This window comes from Pseudomonas palmensis (genome assembly GCF_049942755.1).
Taxonomy (GTDB): Bacteria; Pseudomonadota; Gammaproteobacteria; order Pseudomonadales; family Pseudomonadaceae; genus Aquipseudomonas; species Aquipseudomonas palmensis.
In genome coordinates, this window is sequence record NZ_CP187958.1 from 17,021 (window position 1) to 33,325 (window position 16,305).

The 16,305-nt window shown below is 59.3% G+C and carries 26 protein-coding genes; 5 read left to right on the forward strand and 21 right to left on the reverse strand.

The window, feature by feature from the left end; all coding sequences use genetic code 11:
* Positions 1 to 16 precede the first annotated feature (16 nt).
* The 21 genes from ACPRTJ_RS00110 to ACPRTJ_RS00210 all read right to left on the reverse strand — a co-directional run bounded on the left by ACPRTJ_RS00110 (position 17) and on the right by ACPRTJ_RS00210 (position 13,862).
* Positions 17 to 1,315 (reverse strand): phage portal protein, encoded by a 1,299-nt coding sequence (locus tag ACPRTJ_RS00110; protein WP_125855663.1) that lies wholly within the window; start codon positions 1,313 to 1,315, stop codon positions 17 to 19.
* 150 nt (positions 1,316 to 1,465) lie between these two features.
* On the reverse strand, positions 1,466 to 3,154 hold the full coding sequence (locus ACPRTJ_RS00115) for a terminase large subunit (protein WP_210014928.1): 1,689 nt from the start codon (positions 3,152 to 3,154) through the stop codon (positions 1,466 to 1,468).
* Entirely contained in the window at positions 3,151 to 3,696 is a 546-nt protein-coding gene (locus tag ACPRTJ_RS00120) for a terminase small subunit (protein WP_210014929.1), read from the reverse strand. Before ACPRTJ_RS00120 ends, ACPRTJ_RS00115 begins: the two co-directional genes overlap by 4 nt.
* Before the next feature lie 239 nt (positions 3,697 to 3,935).
* Positions 3,936 to 4,271 carry an HNH endonuclease gene (locus ACPRTJ_RS00125; protein ID WP_210014930.1) on the reverse strand — a complete coding sequence of 112 codons (336 nt, stop codon included), beginning with the start codon at positions 4,269 to 4,271 and terminating at the stop codon, positions 3,936 to 3,938.
* Positions 4,271 to 4,465, reverse strand: a complete 195-nt coding sequence (locus tag ACPRTJ_RS00130) for a hypothetical protein (RefSeq protein WP_197854300.1) — start codon at positions 4,463 to 4,465, stop codon at positions 4,271 to 4,273. The genes ACPRTJ_RS00125 and ACPRTJ_RS00130 overlap by 1 nt, the downstream gene beginning before the upstream one ends.
* Before the next feature lie 4 nt (positions 4,466 to 4,469).
* Positions 4,470 to 4,793: a phage holin, lambda family gene (locus tag ACPRTJ_RS00135; protein ID WP_010952643.1), complete on the reverse strand. Its 324-nt coding sequence runs from the start codon at positions 4,791 to 4,793 to the stop codon at positions 4,470 to 4,472.
* Positions 4,794 to 4,823: 30 nt separating this feature from the next.
* Complete coding sequence (locus ACPRTJ_RS00140) at positions 4,824 to 5,339, reverse strand: hypothetical protein (protein WP_210014931.1); 516 nt, start codon at positions 5,337 to 5,339, stop codon at positions 4,824 to 4,826.
* 304 nt (positions 5,340 to 5,643) lie between these two features.
* Positions 5,644 to 5,868, reverse strand: coding sequence for a hypothetical protein (locus ACPRTJ_RS00145; protein WP_210014932.1), 225 nt, complete (start codon positions 5,866 to 5,868; stop codon positions 5,644 to 5,646).
* Between the two features lie 276 nt (positions 5,869 to 6,144).
* Complete coding sequence (locus ACPRTJ_RS00150) at positions 6,145 to 6,663, reverse strand: hypothetical protein (protein WP_328825170.1); 519 nt, start codon at positions 6,661 to 6,663, stop codon at positions 6,145 to 6,147.
* A 24-nt stretch (positions 6,664 to 6,687) separates the two neighbouring features.
* The gene (locus ACPRTJ_RS00155; RefSeq protein ID WP_210014933.1) at positions 6,688 to 7,374 is read right to left on the reverse strand and encodes a hypothetical protein; all 687 of its coding nucleotides are present in this window, start codon (positions 7,372 to 7,374) and stop codon (positions 6,688 to 6,690) included.
* Positions 7,375 to 7,384: 10 nt separating this feature from the next.
* The gene (locus ACPRTJ_RS00160) at positions 7,385 to 7,702 is read right to left on the reverse strand and encodes a hypothetical protein (RefSeq protein ID WP_210014934.1); all 318 of its coding nucleotides are present in this window, start codon (positions 7,700 to 7,702) and stop codon (positions 7,385 to 7,387) included.
* Positions 7,699 to 7,995, reverse strand: a complete 297-nt coding sequence (locus ACPRTJ_RS00165) for a hypothetical protein (RefSeq protein ID WP_210014935.1) — start codon at positions 7,993 to 7,995, stop codon at positions 7,699 to 7,701. Before ACPRTJ_RS00165 ends, ACPRTJ_RS00160 begins: the two co-directional genes overlap by 4 nt.
* Before the next feature lie 13 nt (positions 7,996 to 8,008).
* Entirely contained in the window at positions 8,009 to 9,286 is a 1,278-nt protein-coding gene (locus ACPRTJ_RS00170; RefSeq protein ID WP_210014936.1) for a tyrosine-type recombinase/integrase, read from the reverse strand.
* Positions 9,283 to 9,714, reverse strand: a complete 432-nt coding sequence (locus tag ACPRTJ_RS00175; RefSeq protein ID WP_210014937.1) for a VRR-NUC domain-containing protein — start codon at positions 9,712 to 9,714, stop codon at positions 9,283 to 9,285. Before ACPRTJ_RS00175 ends, ACPRTJ_RS00170 begins: the two co-directional genes overlap by 4 nt.
* Positions 9,715 to 9,877: 163 nt before the next feature.
* Positions 9,878 to 10,174, reverse strand: coding sequence for a DUF1364 domain-containing protein (locus tag ACPRTJ_RS00180; RefSeq protein WP_210014938.1), 297 nt, complete (start codon positions 10,172 to 10,174; stop codon positions 9,878 to 9,880).
* Positions 10,171 to 10,374, reverse strand: coding sequence for a hypothetical protein (locus ACPRTJ_RS00185; RefSeq protein WP_210014939.1), 204 nt, complete (start codon positions 10,372 to 10,374; stop codon positions 10,171 to 10,173). Before ACPRTJ_RS00185 ends, ACPRTJ_RS00180 begins: the two co-directional genes overlap by 4 nt.
* Positions 10,374 to 11,753, reverse strand: a complete 1,380-nt coding sequence (gene dnaB, locus ACPRTJ_RS00190) for a replicative DNA helicase (protein WP_210014940.1) — start codon at positions 11,751 to 11,753, stop codon at positions 10,374 to 10,376. Before dnaB ends, ACPRTJ_RS00185 begins: the two co-directional genes overlap by 1 nt.
* Complete coding sequence (locus tag ACPRTJ_RS00195; protein ID WP_328825172.1) at positions 11,746 to 12,453, reverse strand: helix-turn-helix domain-containing protein; 708 nt, start codon at positions 12,451 to 12,453, stop codon at positions 11,746 to 11,748. Before ACPRTJ_RS00195 ends, dnaB begins: the two co-directional genes overlap by 8 nt.
* 403 nt (positions 12,454 to 12,856) lie before the next feature.
* On the reverse strand, positions 12,857 to 13,120 hold the full coding sequence (locus ACPRTJ_RS00200; RefSeq protein WP_210014941.1) for a hypothetical protein: 264 nt from the start codon (positions 13,118 to 13,120) through the stop codon (positions 12,857 to 12,859).
* Positions 13,117 to 13,467 carry a hypothetical protein gene (locus ACPRTJ_RS00205; protein WP_210014942.1) on the reverse strand — a complete coding sequence of 117 codons (351 nt, stop codon included), beginning with the start codon at positions 13,465 to 13,467 and terminating at the stop codon, positions 13,117 to 13,119. Before ACPRTJ_RS00205 ends, ACPRTJ_RS00200 begins: the two co-directional genes overlap by 4 nt.
* Positions 13,468 to 13,622: 155 nt before the next feature.
* Positions 13,623 to 13,862, reverse strand: a complete 240-nt coding sequence (locus ACPRTJ_RS00210; protein WP_100633219.1) for a carph-isopro domain-containing protein — start codon at positions 13,860 to 13,862, stop codon at positions 13,623 to 13,625.
* A 38-nt stretch (positions 13,863 to 13,900) separates the two neighbouring features.
* On the opposite strand from ACPRTJ_RS00210, the gene ACPRTJ_RS00215 reads away from it, so the two are divergent.
* The 5 genes from ACPRTJ_RS00215 (at position 13,901) to ACPRTJ_RS00235 (ending at position 16,298) form a co-directional block, all read left to right on the forward strand.
* Positions 13,901 to 14,698: a S24 family peptidase gene (locus tag ACPRTJ_RS00215; RefSeq protein ID WP_408004349.1), complete on the forward strand. Its 798-nt coding sequence runs from the start codon at positions 13,901 to 13,903 to the stop codon at positions 14,696 to 14,698.
* A 144-nt stretch (positions 14,699 to 14,842) separates the two neighbouring features.
* On the forward strand, positions 14,843 to 15,250 hold the full coding sequence (locus ACPRTJ_RS00220) for a hypothetical protein (RefSeq protein WP_210014975.1): 408 nt from the start codon (positions 14,843 to 14,845) through the stop codon (positions 15,248 to 15,250).
* A gap of 178 nt (positions 15,251 to 15,428) precedes the next feature.
* Entirely contained in the window at positions 15,429 to 15,788 is a 360-nt protein-coding gene (locus tag ACPRTJ_RS00225; protein ID WP_210014943.1) for a BRCT domain-containing protein, read from the forward strand.
* Between the two features lie 34 nt (positions 15,789 to 15,822).
* Positions 15,823 to 16,059: a hypothetical protein gene (locus ACPRTJ_RS00230; RefSeq protein WP_210014944.1), complete on the forward strand. Its 237-nt coding sequence runs from the start codon at positions 15,823 to 15,825 to the stop codon at positions 16,057 to 16,059.
* Entirely contained in the window at positions 16,056 to 16,298 is a 243-nt protein-coding gene (locus tag ACPRTJ_RS00235; RefSeq protein ID WP_210014945.1) for a hypothetical protein, read from the forward strand. Before ACPRTJ_RS00230 ends, ACPRTJ_RS00235 begins: the two co-directional genes overlap by 4 nt.
* Positions 16,299 to 16,305 lie beyond the last annotated feature (7 nt).

The window sequence follows — 16,305 nt, forward strand, 5'->3', positions numbered from 1 at the left end:
GGATTACTCCCGTGATTTACTTTTCGGGCTGTTGGAGCCAGTTCATCAGAGCGGCCCTTGCGGCCTGGCTATCGTTTTGCTTGCCCAACTGGTCAAGTGGAACCAGGTTGGATTGCACGGTCAGTACATCGCCACCCGGCATGCTCGGAAGGTTCTCTTTTCGCCGGCCCTCGTTTCGGGTCAGGTAGCCGTTCTGTCCCATCGTGCTGAGATAAGCCGCACGGCCCGCGCTATCCGCACGCAGGAATGCTTCAAGCGAGTACTCCGCATAAAACTTGATCCGGTCAACCGCCGTCATGCACCACTTGTTCACGCACTGCTCAATCGGCGCCGTGAAGGACATGATGCAGTAGGTGAGAAACGCGATCTGCTGCTGCTCCAGTCCTGTGCCCCAGTTGCTGCCCTTGTCGGTCTTCATCACCATCCAGGGTGGAACCCCGAACCAGCGGCAGATTTCCTCGATGCTGTGCCCTCTCGACTCCAGCAGTTGCGCATCGGCGGGGTTGATGCCGATCATTTCCGGCTTCACGCCCTGCTCGAGCACTGGGCTCTTGCCGGCATTCAATGCCCCGGAGATTGTCTTAACGTACTCACGAAACTCGACGCGCTGAGCCGGGTTAAGCGTCTTGTCGACCGAGAACGCGACTGTGGGCATCATGCCGTTGCGGAAGGTGCTGTTGGCGGCATCGTCTGCAGACATCGCAGAACCGAACACATCTGCGCCGTACCGAATAGCAGAAAGCCCGACCCGCCCATCCAGGGTGAATGCTGGGATATGCAGCATGTCCTGCCGCTGAATCTCTCGGCGGGCTCCCTTTCGGGGCCTGAAGAAGTATCGCAGCCTGCCGTCATCATCGAACTCGAGGTCGACTCGAGACGGCATCAGGAAGTCCAGCGCAATGACCCGACCTGCGGAGCGGTGAATCTCGCAGTAGGCGTTGCCCCACAGCAGCATCGATGCCACGACTGCCTGCCAGAAATGGAAGGCAGCCATGTCTTCGTTGGGGCTGTTGTGCACAACGTCGTACAGCGGGAAATCGCGGGCACTCTCTCGGCTACCATCGGGCATCCGCCGGTAGATGCTCAACGGTAAGCCGGCTACCGAGGTCGAGATGATACGAACGCATGCCCACACGGTGGACAGGCGCATTGCCTTGTCGACGCTGACTGACTTACCACTACTGGACTGGGCGCCGTTAAAGGCGCTCCAGAAACCTCCATCCGACAGTTTGATAGTCTTGCCCAGCCATTCACTCATACTGGCTGAAGGCTTGGTGGCAGCAGCGCCCAGTGCCTGGGATAGGGTTTTAATCACTGACAAGCCCTCTGCGGATGAAGCCGGCGATGCAGAAGAAGCTCAGTGATCCGGCCAGCAAAGCCCAGCCGGTACCAGCCAGCATCCAGACCCCGCTGCATGCCAAGCAGAAAGCGACCACTGCGCAGGCGATGAAAATATGAAATGCGTTCATGCGATCAATGGGTCCCGAATGCCAGCCATGAAGTTTTCCATGCCACCTTGGCCGGCGGGGTTGAGGGCCATAAGCGTCACAGCGTTAAATAGAGCCATCAGCGGGTCAATCTTGGCCGAGCCGCTGGCCTGCTTAGTAATGAGGATCGAGTTGCCACGCGGCTCGACTTTGGCGTTACCGCAGCACCAGGCCATCATCGGCTGGCCCCCGTGTAGCAGCGTGCCCTCGGCCAGCTTGCGTTCGGCAGTCTTGATGGCTCCGCCCAGGCGCCACCCTTGTGAAATACCGTCGATCTTTTCGCGCGGAATACCCATAGCCTCCAGCGCGTCGAGGATCGCGCCGACACCGGCCGGGTCCAGCCCGACCTTGTCCAGCAGGCCGGCCTGCTCGACCTGCGCCACCAGGTGCGCAACCGCTTCAATGTCGTCGCCGATGCGCTCAACAAGGGTAAGGTGCCCATCCTTGGCGAAGTCGCGGATGCGTGGCGCTTCGGCTTTACGCCGTTCCAGTACTGATGGATGGGCCCAGGCGTGAGTCCAGGTCAGCCAGCGCCGTGTGCCCTGCTCTCGGCCAAGTGCTGCAAAGCCAAGCAAGTCATCCAGCCCTCCGCCATCGACACCGATGTCGATCACTTCGCAGCGCTCGATCAGGTCTTCCAACGTGCGGCATAGCTCGGAGGTCTGCGCCTCCCAGAAATCAGCACCAGCCCATCGATCCGAAAGCAGCGCCAAGCCGATCTCGACGTTGAGGTGCTTGGCCAGGAAGACGCGGAACGACTCCTCGCCGTCCAGCTGGGCCTGTGCGTAACCACGCTCGATGAAAGGTTCGTCGACCGACAGCCCAAGGTTAGGGTTGGTGATGTACGCGTTGGAGAAGTCCCGGTGTTCGCCGGCATCCAGCATCGCCTTGGGAAACTCATACAGCACCGGCAAGAACGACTTATCGACGATCTCGCCGTCGCGCACCTTGCGGGCGTACATCAGCTTCTGCCGGAACACACCAGCAGGCGGGGCGTCGGACTGGGTGGTGGCCCAGATGATGAAACCCTCCGGTCGGGATGCCAGGCCACCGGTGGCCTCTCTCAGCATCGCCTCGGCATTGGCGCGCTTGCCGAACACCCACAGCTCGTCGATGAACACGCCGATTGCCTTCTTGCCCGACACCGTCTCGCTGTCTGCCGCAACGACCTTCAGCGTGGCGTTGGTCTGACGGTGGGTCACGGTGCGCAGGTGGTCCTGCACCTTCAGCAAGGCTTTGAGCTCGTCGTCGGCCGCCACCATATCCCTGATCGGCAGGTAAGAGTTGTCCGCGATCTCCTTGGTCGGTGCGAGGATGATGAACTCACCTGAAGCTCGCCAGTTGAGGATCAGCGCGCTAAGCATGATACCGGCGGCGATGGTCGACTTGCCGTTCTTCTTGCTGATAAGCAGCATGAATTCGCTGACCAGGCGCCGGCCTGAGTCTGGGTCGTAGGCGCCGAAGATTGCGGCCACGAACTGGTTGACCCAGTCACGCACGGTCTCGCACATCAACGGACTGCCAGTGGCGTCCACCATGCGCAATGCACCGAACACGTCCAAGGCTTCCTCAGCCTCAGTCGGGAACAGCGGCTCGAATGGGATCAGGCTCTGGCGGGCAACAATGCGCTGCTCCCAGTCTGGACAGGCGGTTGACCACTCCATCATTTCACCGACTGCAGTGGGCCGCGGCGCGTGCCGAACTTGCCGGTGGCCGCTTTCTCGGCATTAGCCTGAGCTTGGTCCTTCTTGCCGCTCTCACCCTTGCGCGGGTGAACGAATGGCATCAGGGCTTTGGCTGCATCAACACGCAGCTTCGGTTCGCTGCCGTGGTCGTTCATCACGGACAGCAAGAAGTCTTTGGGGTCTCGATGCAGGAGCGCCTGGGTCAGGTCGAAACCAGCTGGCTCGGGTTCCGGATGTTCCTCGGCTACAGGGTCCGAATCTGCCGCCTGCTCATCCTTTGCCGAGGCCTTCTCAGCAAGCTTGGCTTTAACATGCGCTTTAACATCGCCTTTAACATCTTGAGGCATCAAACCCAGGGCGCGGAGCTTGAGCAGCTCAGCCGCTACATCCTTGTCCTTGACCAGCCGAGAGCCCGCCGCAGACGCTGTCTTCTCGGAATAGCCGGCCGCCACGGCAGCGTCTCGATTAGACGCACCTTCCCTCAGCGCAGCGATGAAAGCGCGCTTGCGGGATGTTAAAGCCATTTAACAAAAATCCTGTGGGGGAAAAAAATCTGTACATGGGATCGGAGGCGGTCTAGCTAGATGAGAATCCCTAGCTTTTGACCCCCCCTACCCCTTTTTGATGGGAATCAGTCTCATTAGTGACGATTCGGACGCTTCAGCGGCACTTTCGAGGCCGGTCGCACCAATCCGGTGCGAAATGCGGATTTCTACAGCCCTCTCCATCCAATTTTTCTTAGAAAAATAAGATTTTTATAGCGCTATAAGATTCCGGCCGCTTCCTCAGCCTGCTTAACAGAGTCGTGGCAGAGCTTGCAGAGGCTCTGCCAGTTGGCCTGATCCCAGAAAAGAACCATGTCTCCACGGTGAGCAACAATGTGGTCGACAACCCTGGCAGCAGTAGTGCGGCCGTTCCGCTCGCAGTAGACACACAACGGGTTGTCGCGCAGGTACCGATCTCGGGCTTGCTGCCACTTGTAGCCATAGCCGCGCTGGGAGCTGGTCATGCCGCTTCGCCAACTGCCAGGGCTCACCGCCTTGACCCGAGAGCCTGCGCTCTCCTTTATACGAGAGCCGAGCGTCTTGAGCCTGGCCATCAGTCTTTCGACTCGGTGATCAGGCGCACGATGTCATCAGCCCGCTGCTTAACCTCCAGTACCTGACCGTCGAACGTGCGAACGATGGCGCAGATGCCGTGCCACTGACTGCTGGTGCAGGCTTCGTCCACACGTGCGATGGCGGCGGGAGCGAGGTAACGCTTGAGGCCGTTGCTGTCGGTCAATGTGATCATCTGCTTACCCCTGAGCCTTGCGAGATAGGAACAGGTCGGAGTAGCCGCGAAGCTTCTCCACGCCCATGAAACCGACCATGCCGCCTGCGAAGGTGGCCATGCCTTGAGGCAGACCCATCCATTCGAGCAGCGGTACCAAGGCCAGGGTGATGAGGCCGCACAAGGCGCCCTCCAAGAACATCTGCCGGCGGGTGCCACCGCCATACACCACCCGGAGGACGGCGATCGCGACGGAAAGGCCAGCGGCATACAGCTGAGGCTGGTGGGCCAGCACCCAGGTGAGCACAGCGGCCCACAGGCCAGGATCCTTCTCGGGCATGTTTGGCATCTCGATTCCTCCCGTTGCAGGGAGCTTGGTTTATTGGCCGCTGGTAGCTGCAGCAAGCAGAAGTGCCTGCCCTTTCAGCAGCTCGACCACGCCGAAGTTGATCAGCTTGTAGTCTGCCGAGGAATGTCCATGCAGCAGGTTATCCAGCTCTCGTATCTCGGCCTTGAGGTCCTGCACTCGCTTCAGCACGGCGCCGTCATACTCGGCTCGCGCTTGCTCCACGATGGGGAGCACCACACTACGCTCGATCCCGACACCGGAACGATGGGCGGCCCTCGCGAAGATGCCAACCCCGTCGGTGTAAACCGCACCATATACAACCCCGTCCTCGTAGTAGAACGGCGGGAGCGTATTGACCAGGTTAGGGATGATGGCAGTGGAAAGTGACTTCTTCTGATCGGTGTTCAGCAGTTGTCTGGTAGCGTTCAGGAAAATGATGCCATCGCATTTCGACAGGCGACGCAGCGCTGACTCCAGCTTATCGGCATCTCCTGCCACAACTGCGTCCACAACAGCTTGCTCGTAACGCTTGGCCTGCTCGCTCATCCTTCTCTCCAGAAACAAAAAAGGCCCACCGACATGGCGAGCCTTCAAATAGGTCGGCCCCAACAGCACTCCCAGCTCGGAGCGATGGGTGTGGTGTAGCCGAAAACGAAAAAGCCCCGGCGAATGCCGAGGCTTCAATAAAAAACCCGGCCTTTCGACCGGGTATCCCGAACTACCTTGCCGACCCGTGTTGCCACGGGCATGTGCAGTTCGGGCGTCAATACTGCCACGCAATCGCTTCAACCGCCACGTCAGCTGGAGACGCGTCACCGGTGAACCGCAAAAGCTCAACGCAGATACAGCGTTACGCTTGCGGGACGGGAACTTCATCAACGCTGATGCAGTGCTCAATTTCGGTGATCTTCACAAGGGCCTGCTCTGCGAGCGGATAAGCGCCAAACACCCGACCTTGGTAGAACACAACCCATACGAACTCTACCGGTTCAGAGCCACCGAAAGTGCGAACCAGATCTTGGAACCTCTCAGCCAAGTCATCGAAATGCATCTGCGCCATGCCACGCAACACCATGCTGAACGCTCCTTCACTCAAAGCTGCATTCTGCGCTCAGTGAAATGTGTGGGCAACTCGGGGCTTGATTTCAAGGGTGCAGAGGGCCGGTGCTTACCCGGCTTGACGGGCTGGATCGCTGGGTCACGTACCCCAGCCTCTCATCGCGTAACCGATCAGGGAGCGCGCGGCTTTGATCGATGCCACTACCGACTTAGCCCAGCTGCCTGGGCGCGTCATCTGCATAAACGAAAAAGCCCAGCACGATGGCTGGGCTATTTGATAACACTACTCTTCTCAGGATGCCTGGCGACTATGGTGCCAGTAGAGGTATGCAAGGCCCACGGGCGCAATAAAAATAGCGAAGAACCAGCACATAAGCATCGTAATGACCTTCACCATTAACATCAGGGGCGCATTCACGAAGAACACGTTGTTTCCCATGATGTATCCAATGACGCTCTCGTAGACGAAGCGTGAGTAGGGATAGAGCAGCGTGCAGACAAGCGCGAGGGAAATCACGTCAAATGTGACGCCGCTTGGCGACCTCGCCTTCATGAAAATGATGGAGGCTGCGAATAGGGAGCCGAAGATCATCTGGCGAATGTAGTAACTCGGCGTCAGCCCACCGAAAGTCTTGGAGAAAAACTGTTGCATAAGATCCGTCTCAGGCTCGAAAAAGGACGCAAACTTTAACAGCTCTGCTCCACCATTCAAGGAAGTGCTGAAACAGAAAGCCCGACACGATGGCCGGGCTTTCAATTGTCTATCCTCTGAAACGCGCAGGAATGACAGGATGGGGATAATTTCGCTCACGCGCTCACTAATGTCAACAGGCAATTACGCAGCCTCTTGCATCAGCAGCCCTTCAGCTTGAAGGATCGCGCGAACTTCTGTTAGTGCGTCACTAACCATGCCGTCGAGTTTCTCGTTGATATCGGCCCTCCATCGGCGGCGCGTCGACTCCGGGGCAGCATCCAGATCCCAGGTATTCATGTCGTAGAAGCTGTCGACCAGGACGATCACCTCCTCCTGCTGCCCCTCGATGCGGTGCTTCTCTGCCTGGCCTGCCGCCACCGCAGCATTGACCAGCGAATCACGCCGCCAAGCAGGCGCATCCAGCGGCACCTCGACCGATACCGAGCGCGGCGCTTTCCGGCGGGCGCCCTTCAACTTAGGGATCGCCCAGGCCGTCACTGCCTTGAAGATGAACAGCTGCGGCGCAGGGCTGGCAATGCGCGGGCGAACAGCCGTGATTGCCTGCAGCTTCTTCACTTTGTTGGTGCTGTACTTCGCCACCAAGGCATCCCAATGCCAGTCCTTCAGGAGGTGATGAAGACGTGCAGCAATCCAGTAGTCCACTTGCGTCCGGTCAAGACCGTGCGCCTGCCCCCCCAGCGAAGCCAGGCACCCACCCTCCTCTTCAACTGCCCTGTACAGCTTCTGCCACGCCTGCCCCTTTGCTGAGCCCTTCTCGCCAGCCGCCAATGCCGCGACTACCGCCCCCGATACGCTGCTATAGATCATGTCCTTCCCCTCAATCGCCCGTGTAGTTTGTGCCGCCGGCGCCCAGCCGGTTGCCATCCTGATGCAGAGCCTCCGGCCCAGTGGCCCGAGGCTTCTTCAACTGCTCAATCTGCCGTGTCGCGGCCTGCAGCCTCATGCTGAGCTGGGTCACCAGTTCATCCAGGGGCAGGGCCTCGCCAGTTGCAGCCACCACCCAGCCTGAGGCGTTGCAGTGATCGCATGGCAGTTCGTAGAACGTGCCCATCGTGACCGCTCTCCCACGGCACAAAGGGCACTTGCCCAGCTCGATCACGGCCTTCTTGAAGGCTGGACCGTGCTTCCTAATCAACCAATCACCTTCAGTCCCTGAGACTGCAGCGACTTCTCCGCAACCTCCCGAGCCCATGCTGCGTCCGGATCACCCATCTGGACTGGGAACGGATTGGTGACGCGAAGTGCCTTGGTGCAATCCAGCCAGGTCTCCCAGCGGGCCGCGTAGATCGTGTTGAACACATCCGTGCAGCAATCGGCGCACTCAAGAACGTAATAGCCGGATAGCCCGACTACTGGGTCCCAGCGCAGGCCGCTCGGCACCGGATAGCGCCGCTCGAATTCGGCGCGGATCTGGTCAATGCTCTTCATTTCGAATCCTCGCCTATGGTTTGTCGTTGGAATGGCTGGAGCCCGCGCCAATCGCGGCCTCTGCGGAAAAACACGAAACTTCACGTAATGGCTCGGCAATGGTGTGAATCGAGGTGAAGCCACGCCCATCAAGCCATTGGTGCCACTTCTCCAGAGCCTCACGCTTTCCAGTCTCCACCCACGAATGGATGTAGGTCTGCACGTTCCGGCCCATCGCATGGTTGAGCAGCAGCTCGCCAATCAGAAAGTCGATGCCCAGATCCACCCAGGCAGTGCGCGCTACTTTGCGCAGGTCATGGCTGGTCCACTCGCCACGCCCCAGGCGGGTAAAGACGGCAAAAGCCTGGCTGTCGCTCAGCGGCTTGCCGGATTTGGCCGGGAACAGATACAGGCCGCTGTAGCCACTTGCTACCTGTGCACTGCGGTAGCGCTGGAGCAACCCACACACCTGCGCGGTCAGCGGCAAGTTCAGCTCGGTCCGGGTCTTGGTGTTCTTGGCCGGGATATGCCACTGACGCTCCTCCAGGCTGAAGTCCCGCCACGCCGCCAAGCGGGTCTCGGATACACGGGTGCCGTGGGACAGCATCATCAGAGCCAACATGGCCTCGGCCGGTACCTGAGCAAAATGCTCTTCCAGCTGGCTCAGTAGCCCTTCAACCTGAACGTCCCGCAGACGGGCGGGCTTGGGCTTGATCTTTGCCTTGGAGAAGTCACTGAAGCGAATGGCGGCCATGCCATTGGTGGTGATCATGTTCAATCGAGCGGCTTGCTTGAAGGCCAGGGCCAGCAGGCGAAAAATCAGGCGCAGGTACTCCAGCGACAGCTCGGCCTGCAGCGGCCACATCAGGCGCTGGTCGATCTCGGACTTGCTCACCTCCGCCAACGGCAGATCGCCCAGGCGCGGGATCAAATGTTTGGTCATAGCCGAGTGCGCGGTGGACTTGCGCTTGTCCGACAGATTGCGGTCCTTACTCATGCGCTCGTCGAACCACTTCAACAGCTGGCCAGTGGTGAGCCAGGTGCCCACGGACACAGCGGCGCCAGGTTCGCCCGCTATCCGAGCGCGCACGGCCGGCAGCACGCTCAGCACCGCCTTGGTGTTGAGGTCCGGATAGTTGGCGATCTTGCTCCACTTACTGCCATGGACCAGGTACCAGGAGCCGCGGGCGCGGTCCTGCTTGTAGCGGAAGCGGAAGGCTGGCTGCCGGGTGTCTCGAAGGTCGCGGACCTCGCTTTCCGCGTGCCGGCGAATCTCGGCATCGGACAAGGTAACGGTCAGTGTCTTGCTCATGCTGCCACCTTGGTCTGCGGTTGCAGCAAGTAAGCGCGGATTGCTTCCAGCGCATCAATGGAGCCCCGGCAGACGATCGCCAGATAGCCCTGGTCGAGCAGCGCCTGAATGTAGGCGTCTTGGCTCGGCGACACGGCAGCGTCGAATGGCGGCTTGGCCTTGAACTCGATGTACAAGCCGAAGTGTCCGCCGCGGGCCATCGGCAGCACCAGGTCAGGAACACCGGCCTTCACGCCCTGCTCTTTCAGCTTGAGCGCCACCAGCTTGTGCCGGTGCCCGCCATTCGGGACGTGGTAGATCAGCTTGGCAGCTGTCGGGTAGCGCAGCGCGACTTCGTGCATCAGTGAGGCCTGCTCAAGGCCTTCGCGGTCGATGGGCTTGGCGCGAGTCTTCTTCGGGGCAAAAACGCGGGGCTTGGCTTTCAGCATTCGTCGCGCCCCCACAAAAAACCCACAAGCCCCATCGCGTCGGCAATTGCGACAATCGCCCAAAAGGAGGCTGTAGAGTCGCTAGGACCTACACCAGCCTGACAAAGAGCCGCCGCGAGGCCGACAACCAAGACGCACATGAGGGTGAAGAAAATGGTTCTGCTCATGCGGCGACAGCCCCCTCGCGGATCAGAATGGCCTGGGTGCGCATAACGCCCTCGGCGTGGTGCTGGCGGGCTTCGGCGCGACCTATCAACTGGCTGCGTCCGTCACAGGCGTCATGGCAGGCATTGCAAGCCCAGGCGCCCTGCAGATCGTTCGGCTTCATGCCGACGCCGCAGGTACCGGACATCCGGTAGTGGGCCAGCACAGTGGTTTCGGGGTTGCCGCTGCAAACACCCGGAATGCGCACCTGGCATTCCCGGCCGCGCGCGGCTTTGGTCAACTTGGATTGCTTCATGAGCGGTCGTCCTTGTGGAGGTCAACAACGGTGAAGGTGGATGGCCACATGCGCAGGCCGTGCAGCCGCGCCGACTGCTCGTCGCGATAGAGAGCCACGGGCGGGTGAGGTTCGGCGGTGAGGTCGAGCAGATGCCCGCAGGCATAGAGCGCCCATCGGTACTCTGCGAGGTCGGGCGCGGCCAACATCAGATCGGCCATCAGAAGCGATCCTTGTTGGCATAGCGGCTGGCCAGGCTGGTGACTTTTTCAGGCTGGGCCTTCGGTTCGGGCACCCATCCGGCGGCCAGGTTTTCGAACCGGTTGTACTGCCCGAGGAAGGCGGTTCGAACCGTGCCGGTCTCCACGTCTCGCCCCTTGCCGATGATGATTTCGGCGATCCCTTTGGAGTCCGTGTTTTCGTTGTAGACCTCGTCGCGGTACACGAAGAGGATTACGTCGGCATCCTGCTCGATAGCCCCCGACTCGCGCAGGTCGGATGGGATCGGGCGCTTGTTCGGACGCTCTTCGCACTTGCGAGAGAGCTGACTGAGCAGCACGACCGGAATACTTAGCTCCTTGGCCAGCAGCTTGCAGCCACGGCTGATGCTGCTGACTTCCTCGGTGCGGTTGCCCCCCTCACCCTCCGTGAGCTGCAGGTAATCGATCATCAACAGATCGAGGCCATAACGCAGCTTGTGGCGTCGAGCCAGGGCACGGATGCGCCCGATGCTGGTACCGGCGCGATCAGCGATGTACAGCGGCGCGGTGTGAATCGCTGTGGCGGCTACCGAGAGCTGTGCACCATGGCTCTGGCAAGCTGCTCCGTTCTTGATCAGGGTGAGCGGAATTCGCCCTTCTGACGCGGTCAGCCGGTCAATCAGCTGGCCCTTGTTCATTTCCAGGCTGATGACCAAGGACGATTTCTTCTGGCGGATAGCGGCTTCGGCGATGAAGCCCATGGCCAAGGTGGTTTTGCCCATCGCGGGGCGGCCGGCGACAATGTACAAATTATCCGGCTGCAAGCCACCCAGCTTGTCGTCCAGGTCCTTCAGGCCGGTAGAGATGCCAATCAGCGATTCACCGCGAGCCAGGCGATCGTGCCGCTCTTGCCACACCTCGACCTGGTCGGCGATGACATCGCCAGCCTTGACGATGTCGTCATCCCCGGCGCTGCTATCGATAGCCATGGCCGCCGCCTGGATGGCTGCGATCTTCGCCTGCACGTCGCCAGTATCCTGAGCGATCTCCATGGCCTGCCCGCCAAGGTCATACAAGGCGCGCTCGATGGCTCGCTCTCGCACGATTCCCGCGTAGGTCTTGGCGTTTGCGGCGCTCGGCGTGTTGTTGACGATTTCCGCGCAGTAGCCGAGGGGCGTGCCCTCAAACGACCAGACGCCCATCTGGTCGGCCACGGTCAGGAAGTCCACGGCCTTGCCAGCAGATCGCGTCGCCATGATCGCGCGGAACACATCGGCGTTCTCGGCGAAGTAGAACGACTCAGGAGTCAGGTCATCGCGCAGGGTGTCGATGAGTTCGGGGCGGATCATCATCGCGCCCAGCAGGCCGTGCTCGGCCTCTACGCTGTGCAGGTCACGCATTGTAATTTCCTTCCACGACTTTCACGAAGTTGGTCGGCGCAATGAGCCAATCGAAGTTGCACCGGAATGGAGACCCACCAGCAGCGGACACCTCGCCCATCAGGAATTTGCTTGAACGCACCAATGCGAAGTACTCCGCCCAGAAGTTGAGATCCTGGTGCACGTCGCTCTCGTTCCAGCGAGCCCCGATCTTCGCAATCCGATCCTTGGTCAGCATCACGACCCGAGGAAACTCTGGAATCGTCAAGTTGAACAGGTCGACGATTGCCTGAGCCGGGCACTTCGGCTTCGAGATCTTCCGGGGCGCCCCATCGCCACCAAGGGATGACGGTTCACTTGATGGTTCTATTACGGTTCTGGGTGCAGCTGCTGCGGGGGTTTCTGTCGTGAGCTGCGGGGGTGGTGGTGCGGCTGCTGCGGGGTGCGGCTCTTGCGGGGGTGCATATGCTGCTGGGGTTAGGGTGTACATTGTCGATCGCCCCATCCGCTCACGGATGGACAGCAGCCCGACCTGGCACAGCCACTTGATAGCAGTTTGAACCGTCCTTTCCGCAAGGCAGGTTCGTTCCGCGATTCGGGCAACGGAGGGCCAGCAAACGCCCTCGTCATTTGCGTTGTCCGCAAGCGATATCAATACAGCCTTTTGAGGCCCGCTCATGCCTTGCAGCGGCCAGCAAGCGCTCATGATGATGGTGCTCACGCTTTAGCCCTCGGTGAATCGACCTGACGCGACAGGTTCGCGGAGAAACCGAAACCTGACGCGATAGGGCTGGTATTGCTTACATCGATTGCAATGTGCATAATCGACCCCGTTATGTTGTTGAAGAAGCCGCCCTGCCAGGCGGTTTTTTTATGCCTGCAATTCAGGCGCTCAAATGGGCGCCAAGCCTTCCGTGATATCGTTTTGACTCCACTCGAAACGACAGTCATGGGGACTTGGCATGAAGAAACTCAAGGAAGCGTTTAGCGCCTAGAAAATCAGGCACTGGGACGACAAATACAAAGCCATTGATGGGCCGAACCCGTGGCTGGATATCGATAGGCCGCCGCTGAGGCGGCTGTGGGAGAACCACAAGGCCAAGATCAAAACGCTGCTCACTTGGCTAGTCCCTCTGGTCGCAGGCGCGGCTATTCTCAAGGCCTTGGGCTTTAGTTGATCGCCCCGCCCAGATCGCGGCCTCTACCGATTTGATGAACCTCAGCATGTCTTCCTGCGACATCTCCGGATCGAACTGGACGTGTGCAACAGGCCAACGATCTGCCACAGATATGGTTGAGCGGCGTCGAGAGCGACCGGCGATGTGCCCTAGGGCGTAAGCCATGAGCAGGGCGGCACAAGCAAGGAAGATTTGTGCGACCAGGCTCATGCCGAACCTCCATCGCCAGTCACCATCAACCGTTCGGCGAGCTTGCGAACACGCTCTGGCTCGCCCGCGGCGTACAGCAAGCGTTCCTTCTCGGCCTCGTGCCAGGCAGCCCTGTCCTCAATCGTCTCGAAGCCATTCCCTTTGGGCCACAAAACCACCAAGGGCGCTTCAGGACCGGCATCCAGCGCTTCGATACCCGCCAGGATCTGGTAAGCGGCCTCCACGGGAGTGCCTCGAGCCAGTGCAGCGATAGCCTGCACGGCAACTTCCCGATCCAGGCCAAAGAGGCGCGGCCGAACATTGCGCGTGGCCGCCTCAGTGCAAGTGCTGATCTGTTCGCTGCTCATCGACCTCTCCTGCTGGATACATTCACAGGTGTTTTGGTCATCTACTGGCGGTGTGCCAGTGGATGGATAATTGACTCAGTTGACCCTGTCATTGCTGTGCAACGGACGCGCTCGTCGTGCGCAATGCGGGTACTGCTCCTTGCGGTTGGAATTGATTAGGCGGCGGTCTTGGTTGGCGCAGTGGCAGCCAGAAGGCGCTGAGCCTTGAGCGGCTTTCCATTGGCCTTGGCCAGGGCTGCGATCTTTTCGGCGTAGGTTGTTTCGCCGGTGTATTCGGTGCGCGGGAGGCAGCCAGCGGTGAGCCACTTGTAGACGGCGCGCGGCGTTTTCCCGCAAGCGAGCGCAACGGCAGTTACGCCGCCTGCGTCATCGATTGCCTTCTTGAGCTCCTGCATGGGGCCTCCAAACGAAATATGAACTGTCAGTACATATTATGTCGGAACTGAAAGTACATGCAAGCGCGTGCGATATTGAACCTATGGTTCAGATAGAAGAAATACGAGCGGCCTTCGCGGCGCGCTTGAGAGAAGCCCTGATCGCCAACGAAATTCCTTCGTGGGGCGCTGGTGCTCGTCTTGCGAAACTCGCTGGAGTGACGCCCAAGGCCAGCAGTAAGTGGCTGAACGGAGAGTCAATGCCAGGCGGGGCCAAGATGCTTGCCCTAGCCTCTGCGCTCAAGGTGCGTGTTGAATGGCTTGAGTATGGGCGCGGGGGCATGCGAGATGATGATCAGTCTGCTACAAAGCCACTATCCGCGCAGCCAGTCGACATACCCAGCTTCCCTACCGACGAAGATGAGGAGGACACCTACGTCCACATCAAGCAGTACACCGCCTTGGTTTCGGCGGGCCCTGGTCAATCTAATGATCATGTCGAGGTGAGGGGGACACTTGCATTCAAGCGCGAGTGGATCCGGTTCATGGGGCTTAACCCGAAGAACCTGAAGGTCATTTACGCCCAGGGATCAAGCATGGAGCCGACCATCAGTGATCGCGACGTTTTGTTGATTGATGAGTCACGGATCGATCCCGTGGATGGGCAGGTGTTCGCGCTCTTCAGCGAGAACAAGGGCGCCATCGTCAAGCGGCTGATCTTCTCCGATTTGGATGGTTGGATCATTCGCAGCGACAACCCGGACAAAGCGCTCTATGCAGATCTGAAAGTGCCAGACGGGGAAATCCATGAGCACCGCATCCTGGGTCGAGTCATTTGGCGCGGTGGAGTTCTGTAGCCATGCCCCTAACCAGGCCCAACCAGCAACTGCGCCGAGATCTAAAAGAGCAGATTCGCATTAGCAATGCCGCCGCCCTTCGCAAGGCAAAAGCCCGCGATAATTCCAAACAACGAGCCGTATAGCATCATGGATGAGTCAGCAATGAGTCGAAGAATTCACCGTAGTCACTCCGAGCCAGAGCGACTCGACATAGACTGGAATTCGGTTTGGAGGGGTGCCGATCTAGGGTTGATTAAGTCTTGGGAGATCGGCCGTAAGCTCGCGGATCAGAAGCCAGAGTTAGCTGCATGCGCCAAAGCGGAGGAGCTCCCGCCGCTGAACTGGAAGGGCGGCGTCAGCAAAAAACTCAAGAAGCGTGAAAAGTTCGGGTCACTACACTATCTAGCCCAATGGCAAGGGCTGCGCGGTCAAGACCTTGAAATAGACATGGATGCCGAGATCACTCTGACCTGCTCAAAGACTGGGATGGTAGTAACTTTCACTCCAGATCTTCGCAAGCTTGCAAGCCAGCAGAGCGATGGCGAAGAAGAAGTAGCCGCACCTATCTGACCGAGAGTAAGAGCAAGCACCAGGGAGCGGCAATGTGAGCATTATTAAGTTTAGGTATTGCGATTCGAAGGGCCTAACAACGGAGCGCGAGCTTCTTCAGTGGTCCGAAAACTCCAGCTATATCCAAGGCAGAGCTAGCGGTGACGCTTTCCCTAAAACGTTCCGCAAGGATCGGATCGTGGAATTCCTTCTGGGCGAGGATTTGTTGCTCAAGGACGCAGCGCCTCCCGCACCAAGACCTAAGCCCTCAGATCTCGCAGCGGCAGCCGCCATGTCTAACAAGGCGGCTAGGAAATCCTCGAATGGCCCGAACGTTATTCTTTTCACCGGATTTTCCGCCTCCTATAGGTCCGAGCTGGAGCTGCTAGCCGAGGGATTTGGCATGAAGGTACTTAAAACACCAAGTAAGTCGCTGACTTTTCTCTGTTATGGCGATAACGCCGGCCCGAGCAAGGTTGTCAAAGCGCAAGAAGCAGGTGCATTCATCATCAGTGCCGGGGATTTTCTGAACCTGCTCCAAACAGGCGAGCTGCCTTAGCAAATGCCCCTTAAATGCCAGCGGTAAGTAAGCCATGCCCCTAACCAAACCCAACCAAGAACTCTACGAAGACCTCGACGGCCATGCTGCCACTCTGGACTGGATTGCGCTGGAAGTCATCGAAATCGCTAGGCGCATCAATGATGCAGGCCTGCCCGATGATGCCATGGCGCTGCTGGAGGTCAGCAAGACCCTCCGAGGACAGCATGAAGTCATCCTTGATATCGCAGACGACGTTCAGGACGGACTGATCGCCAGGAGCGGAATGTGAATTTAACCACCTCCAACCAGGACCTTCGCCGCGACCTACAAGGCCTGGCCTCTGACCTCAAATGGTCAGCGGTCGAGCTGATGAGGATCGCCGTGCGCCTGAGTGAAGCCGGGAATGAGGCTGACGCCCAGGCAGTGATCAGGATCTGCCAGGTGATGCAGGATGGAGAGGATCGGCTGGAGGGGTATTCGGAGGAAGTGAAGGGTCAACGCATCATCAGGTCCAGCGCAGATATCTAGCACAGCA

Coding starts and splice junctions, on each gene's coding strand:
- ACPRTJ_RS00115 (WP_210014928.1), bottom strand. CDS start 3,154: ATGATGGAGTGGTCAACCGCCTGTCCAGACTGGGAGCAGCGCATTGTT.
- ACPRTJ_RS00120 (WP_210014929.1), bottom strand. CDS start 3,696: ATGGCTTTAACATCCCGCAAGCGCGCTTTCATCGCTGCGCTGAGGGAA.
- ACPRTJ_RS00125 (WP_210014930.1), bottom strand. CDS start 4,271: ATGGCCAGGCTCAAGACGCTCGGCTCTCGTATAAAGGAGAGCGCAGGC.
- ACPRTJ_RS00130 (WP_197854300.1), bottom strand. CDS start 4,465: ATGATCACATTGACCGACAGCAACGGCCTCAAGCGTTACCTCGCTCCC.
- ACPRTJ_RS00135 (WP_010952643.1), bottom strand. CDS start 4,793: ATGCCAAACATGCCCGAGAAGGATCCTGGCCTGTGGGCCGCTGTGCTC.
- ACPRTJ_RS00140 (WP_210014931.1), bottom strand. CDS start 5,339: ATGAGCGAGCAGGCCAAGCGTTACGAGCAAGCTGTTGTGGACGCAGTT.
- ACPRTJ_RS00145 (WP_210014932.1), bottom strand. CDS start 5,868: ATGGTGTTGCGTGGCATGGCGCAGATGCATTTCGATGACTTGGCTGAG.
- ACPRTJ_RS00155 (WP_210014933.1), bottom strand. CDS start 7,374: ATGATCTATAGCAGCGTATCGGGGGCGGTAGTCGCGGCATTGGCGGCT.
- ACPRTJ_RS00165 (WP_210014935.1), bottom strand. CDS start 7,995: ATGAAGAGCATTGACCAGATCCGCGCCGAATTCGAGCGGCGCTATCCG.
- ACPRTJ_RS00170 (WP_210014936.1), bottom strand. CDS start 9,286: ATGAGCAAGACACTGACCGTTACCTTGTCCGATGCCGAGATTCGCCGG.
- ACPRTJ_RS00175 (WP_210014937.1), bottom strand. CDS start 9,714: ATGCTGAAAGCCAAGCCCCGCGTTTTTGCCCCGAAGAAGACTCGCGCC.
- ACPRTJ_RS00180 (WP_210014938.1), bottom strand. CDS start 10,174: ATGAAGCAATCCAAGTTGACCAAAGCCGCGCGCGGCCGGGAATGCCAG.
- ACPRTJ_RS00185 (WP_210014939.1), bottom strand. CDS start 10,374: ATGGCCGATCTGATGTTGGCCGCGCCCGACCTCGCAGAGTACCGATGG.
- dnaB (WP_210014940.1), bottom strand. CDS start 11,753: ATGCGTGACCTGCACAGCGTAGAGGCCGAGCACGGCCTGCTGGGCGCG.
- ACPRTJ_RS00200 (WP_210014941.1), bottom strand. CDS start 13,120: ATGAGCCTGGTCGCACAAATCTTCCTTGCTTGTGCCGCCCTGCTCATG.
- ACPRTJ_RS00205 (WP_210014942.1), bottom strand. CDS start 13,467: ATGAGCAGCGAACAGATCAGCACTTGCACTGAGGCGGCCACGCGCAAT.
- ACPRTJ_RS00210 (WP_100633219.1), bottom strand. CDS start 13,862: ATGCAGGAGCTCAAGAAGGCAATCGATGACGCAGGCGGCGTAACTGCC.
- ACPRTJ_RS00215 (WP_408004349.1), top strand. CDS start 13,901: ATGTCGGAACTGAAAGTACATGCAAGCGCGTGCGATATTGAACCTATG.
- ACPRTJ_RS00220 (WP_210014975.1), top strand. CDS start 14,843: ATGAGTCGAAGAATTCACCGTAGTCACTCCGAGCCAGAGCGACTCGAC.
- ACPRTJ_RS00230 (WP_210014944.1), top strand. CDS start 15,823: ATGCCCCTAACCAAACCCAACCAAGAACTCTACGAAGACCTCGACGGC.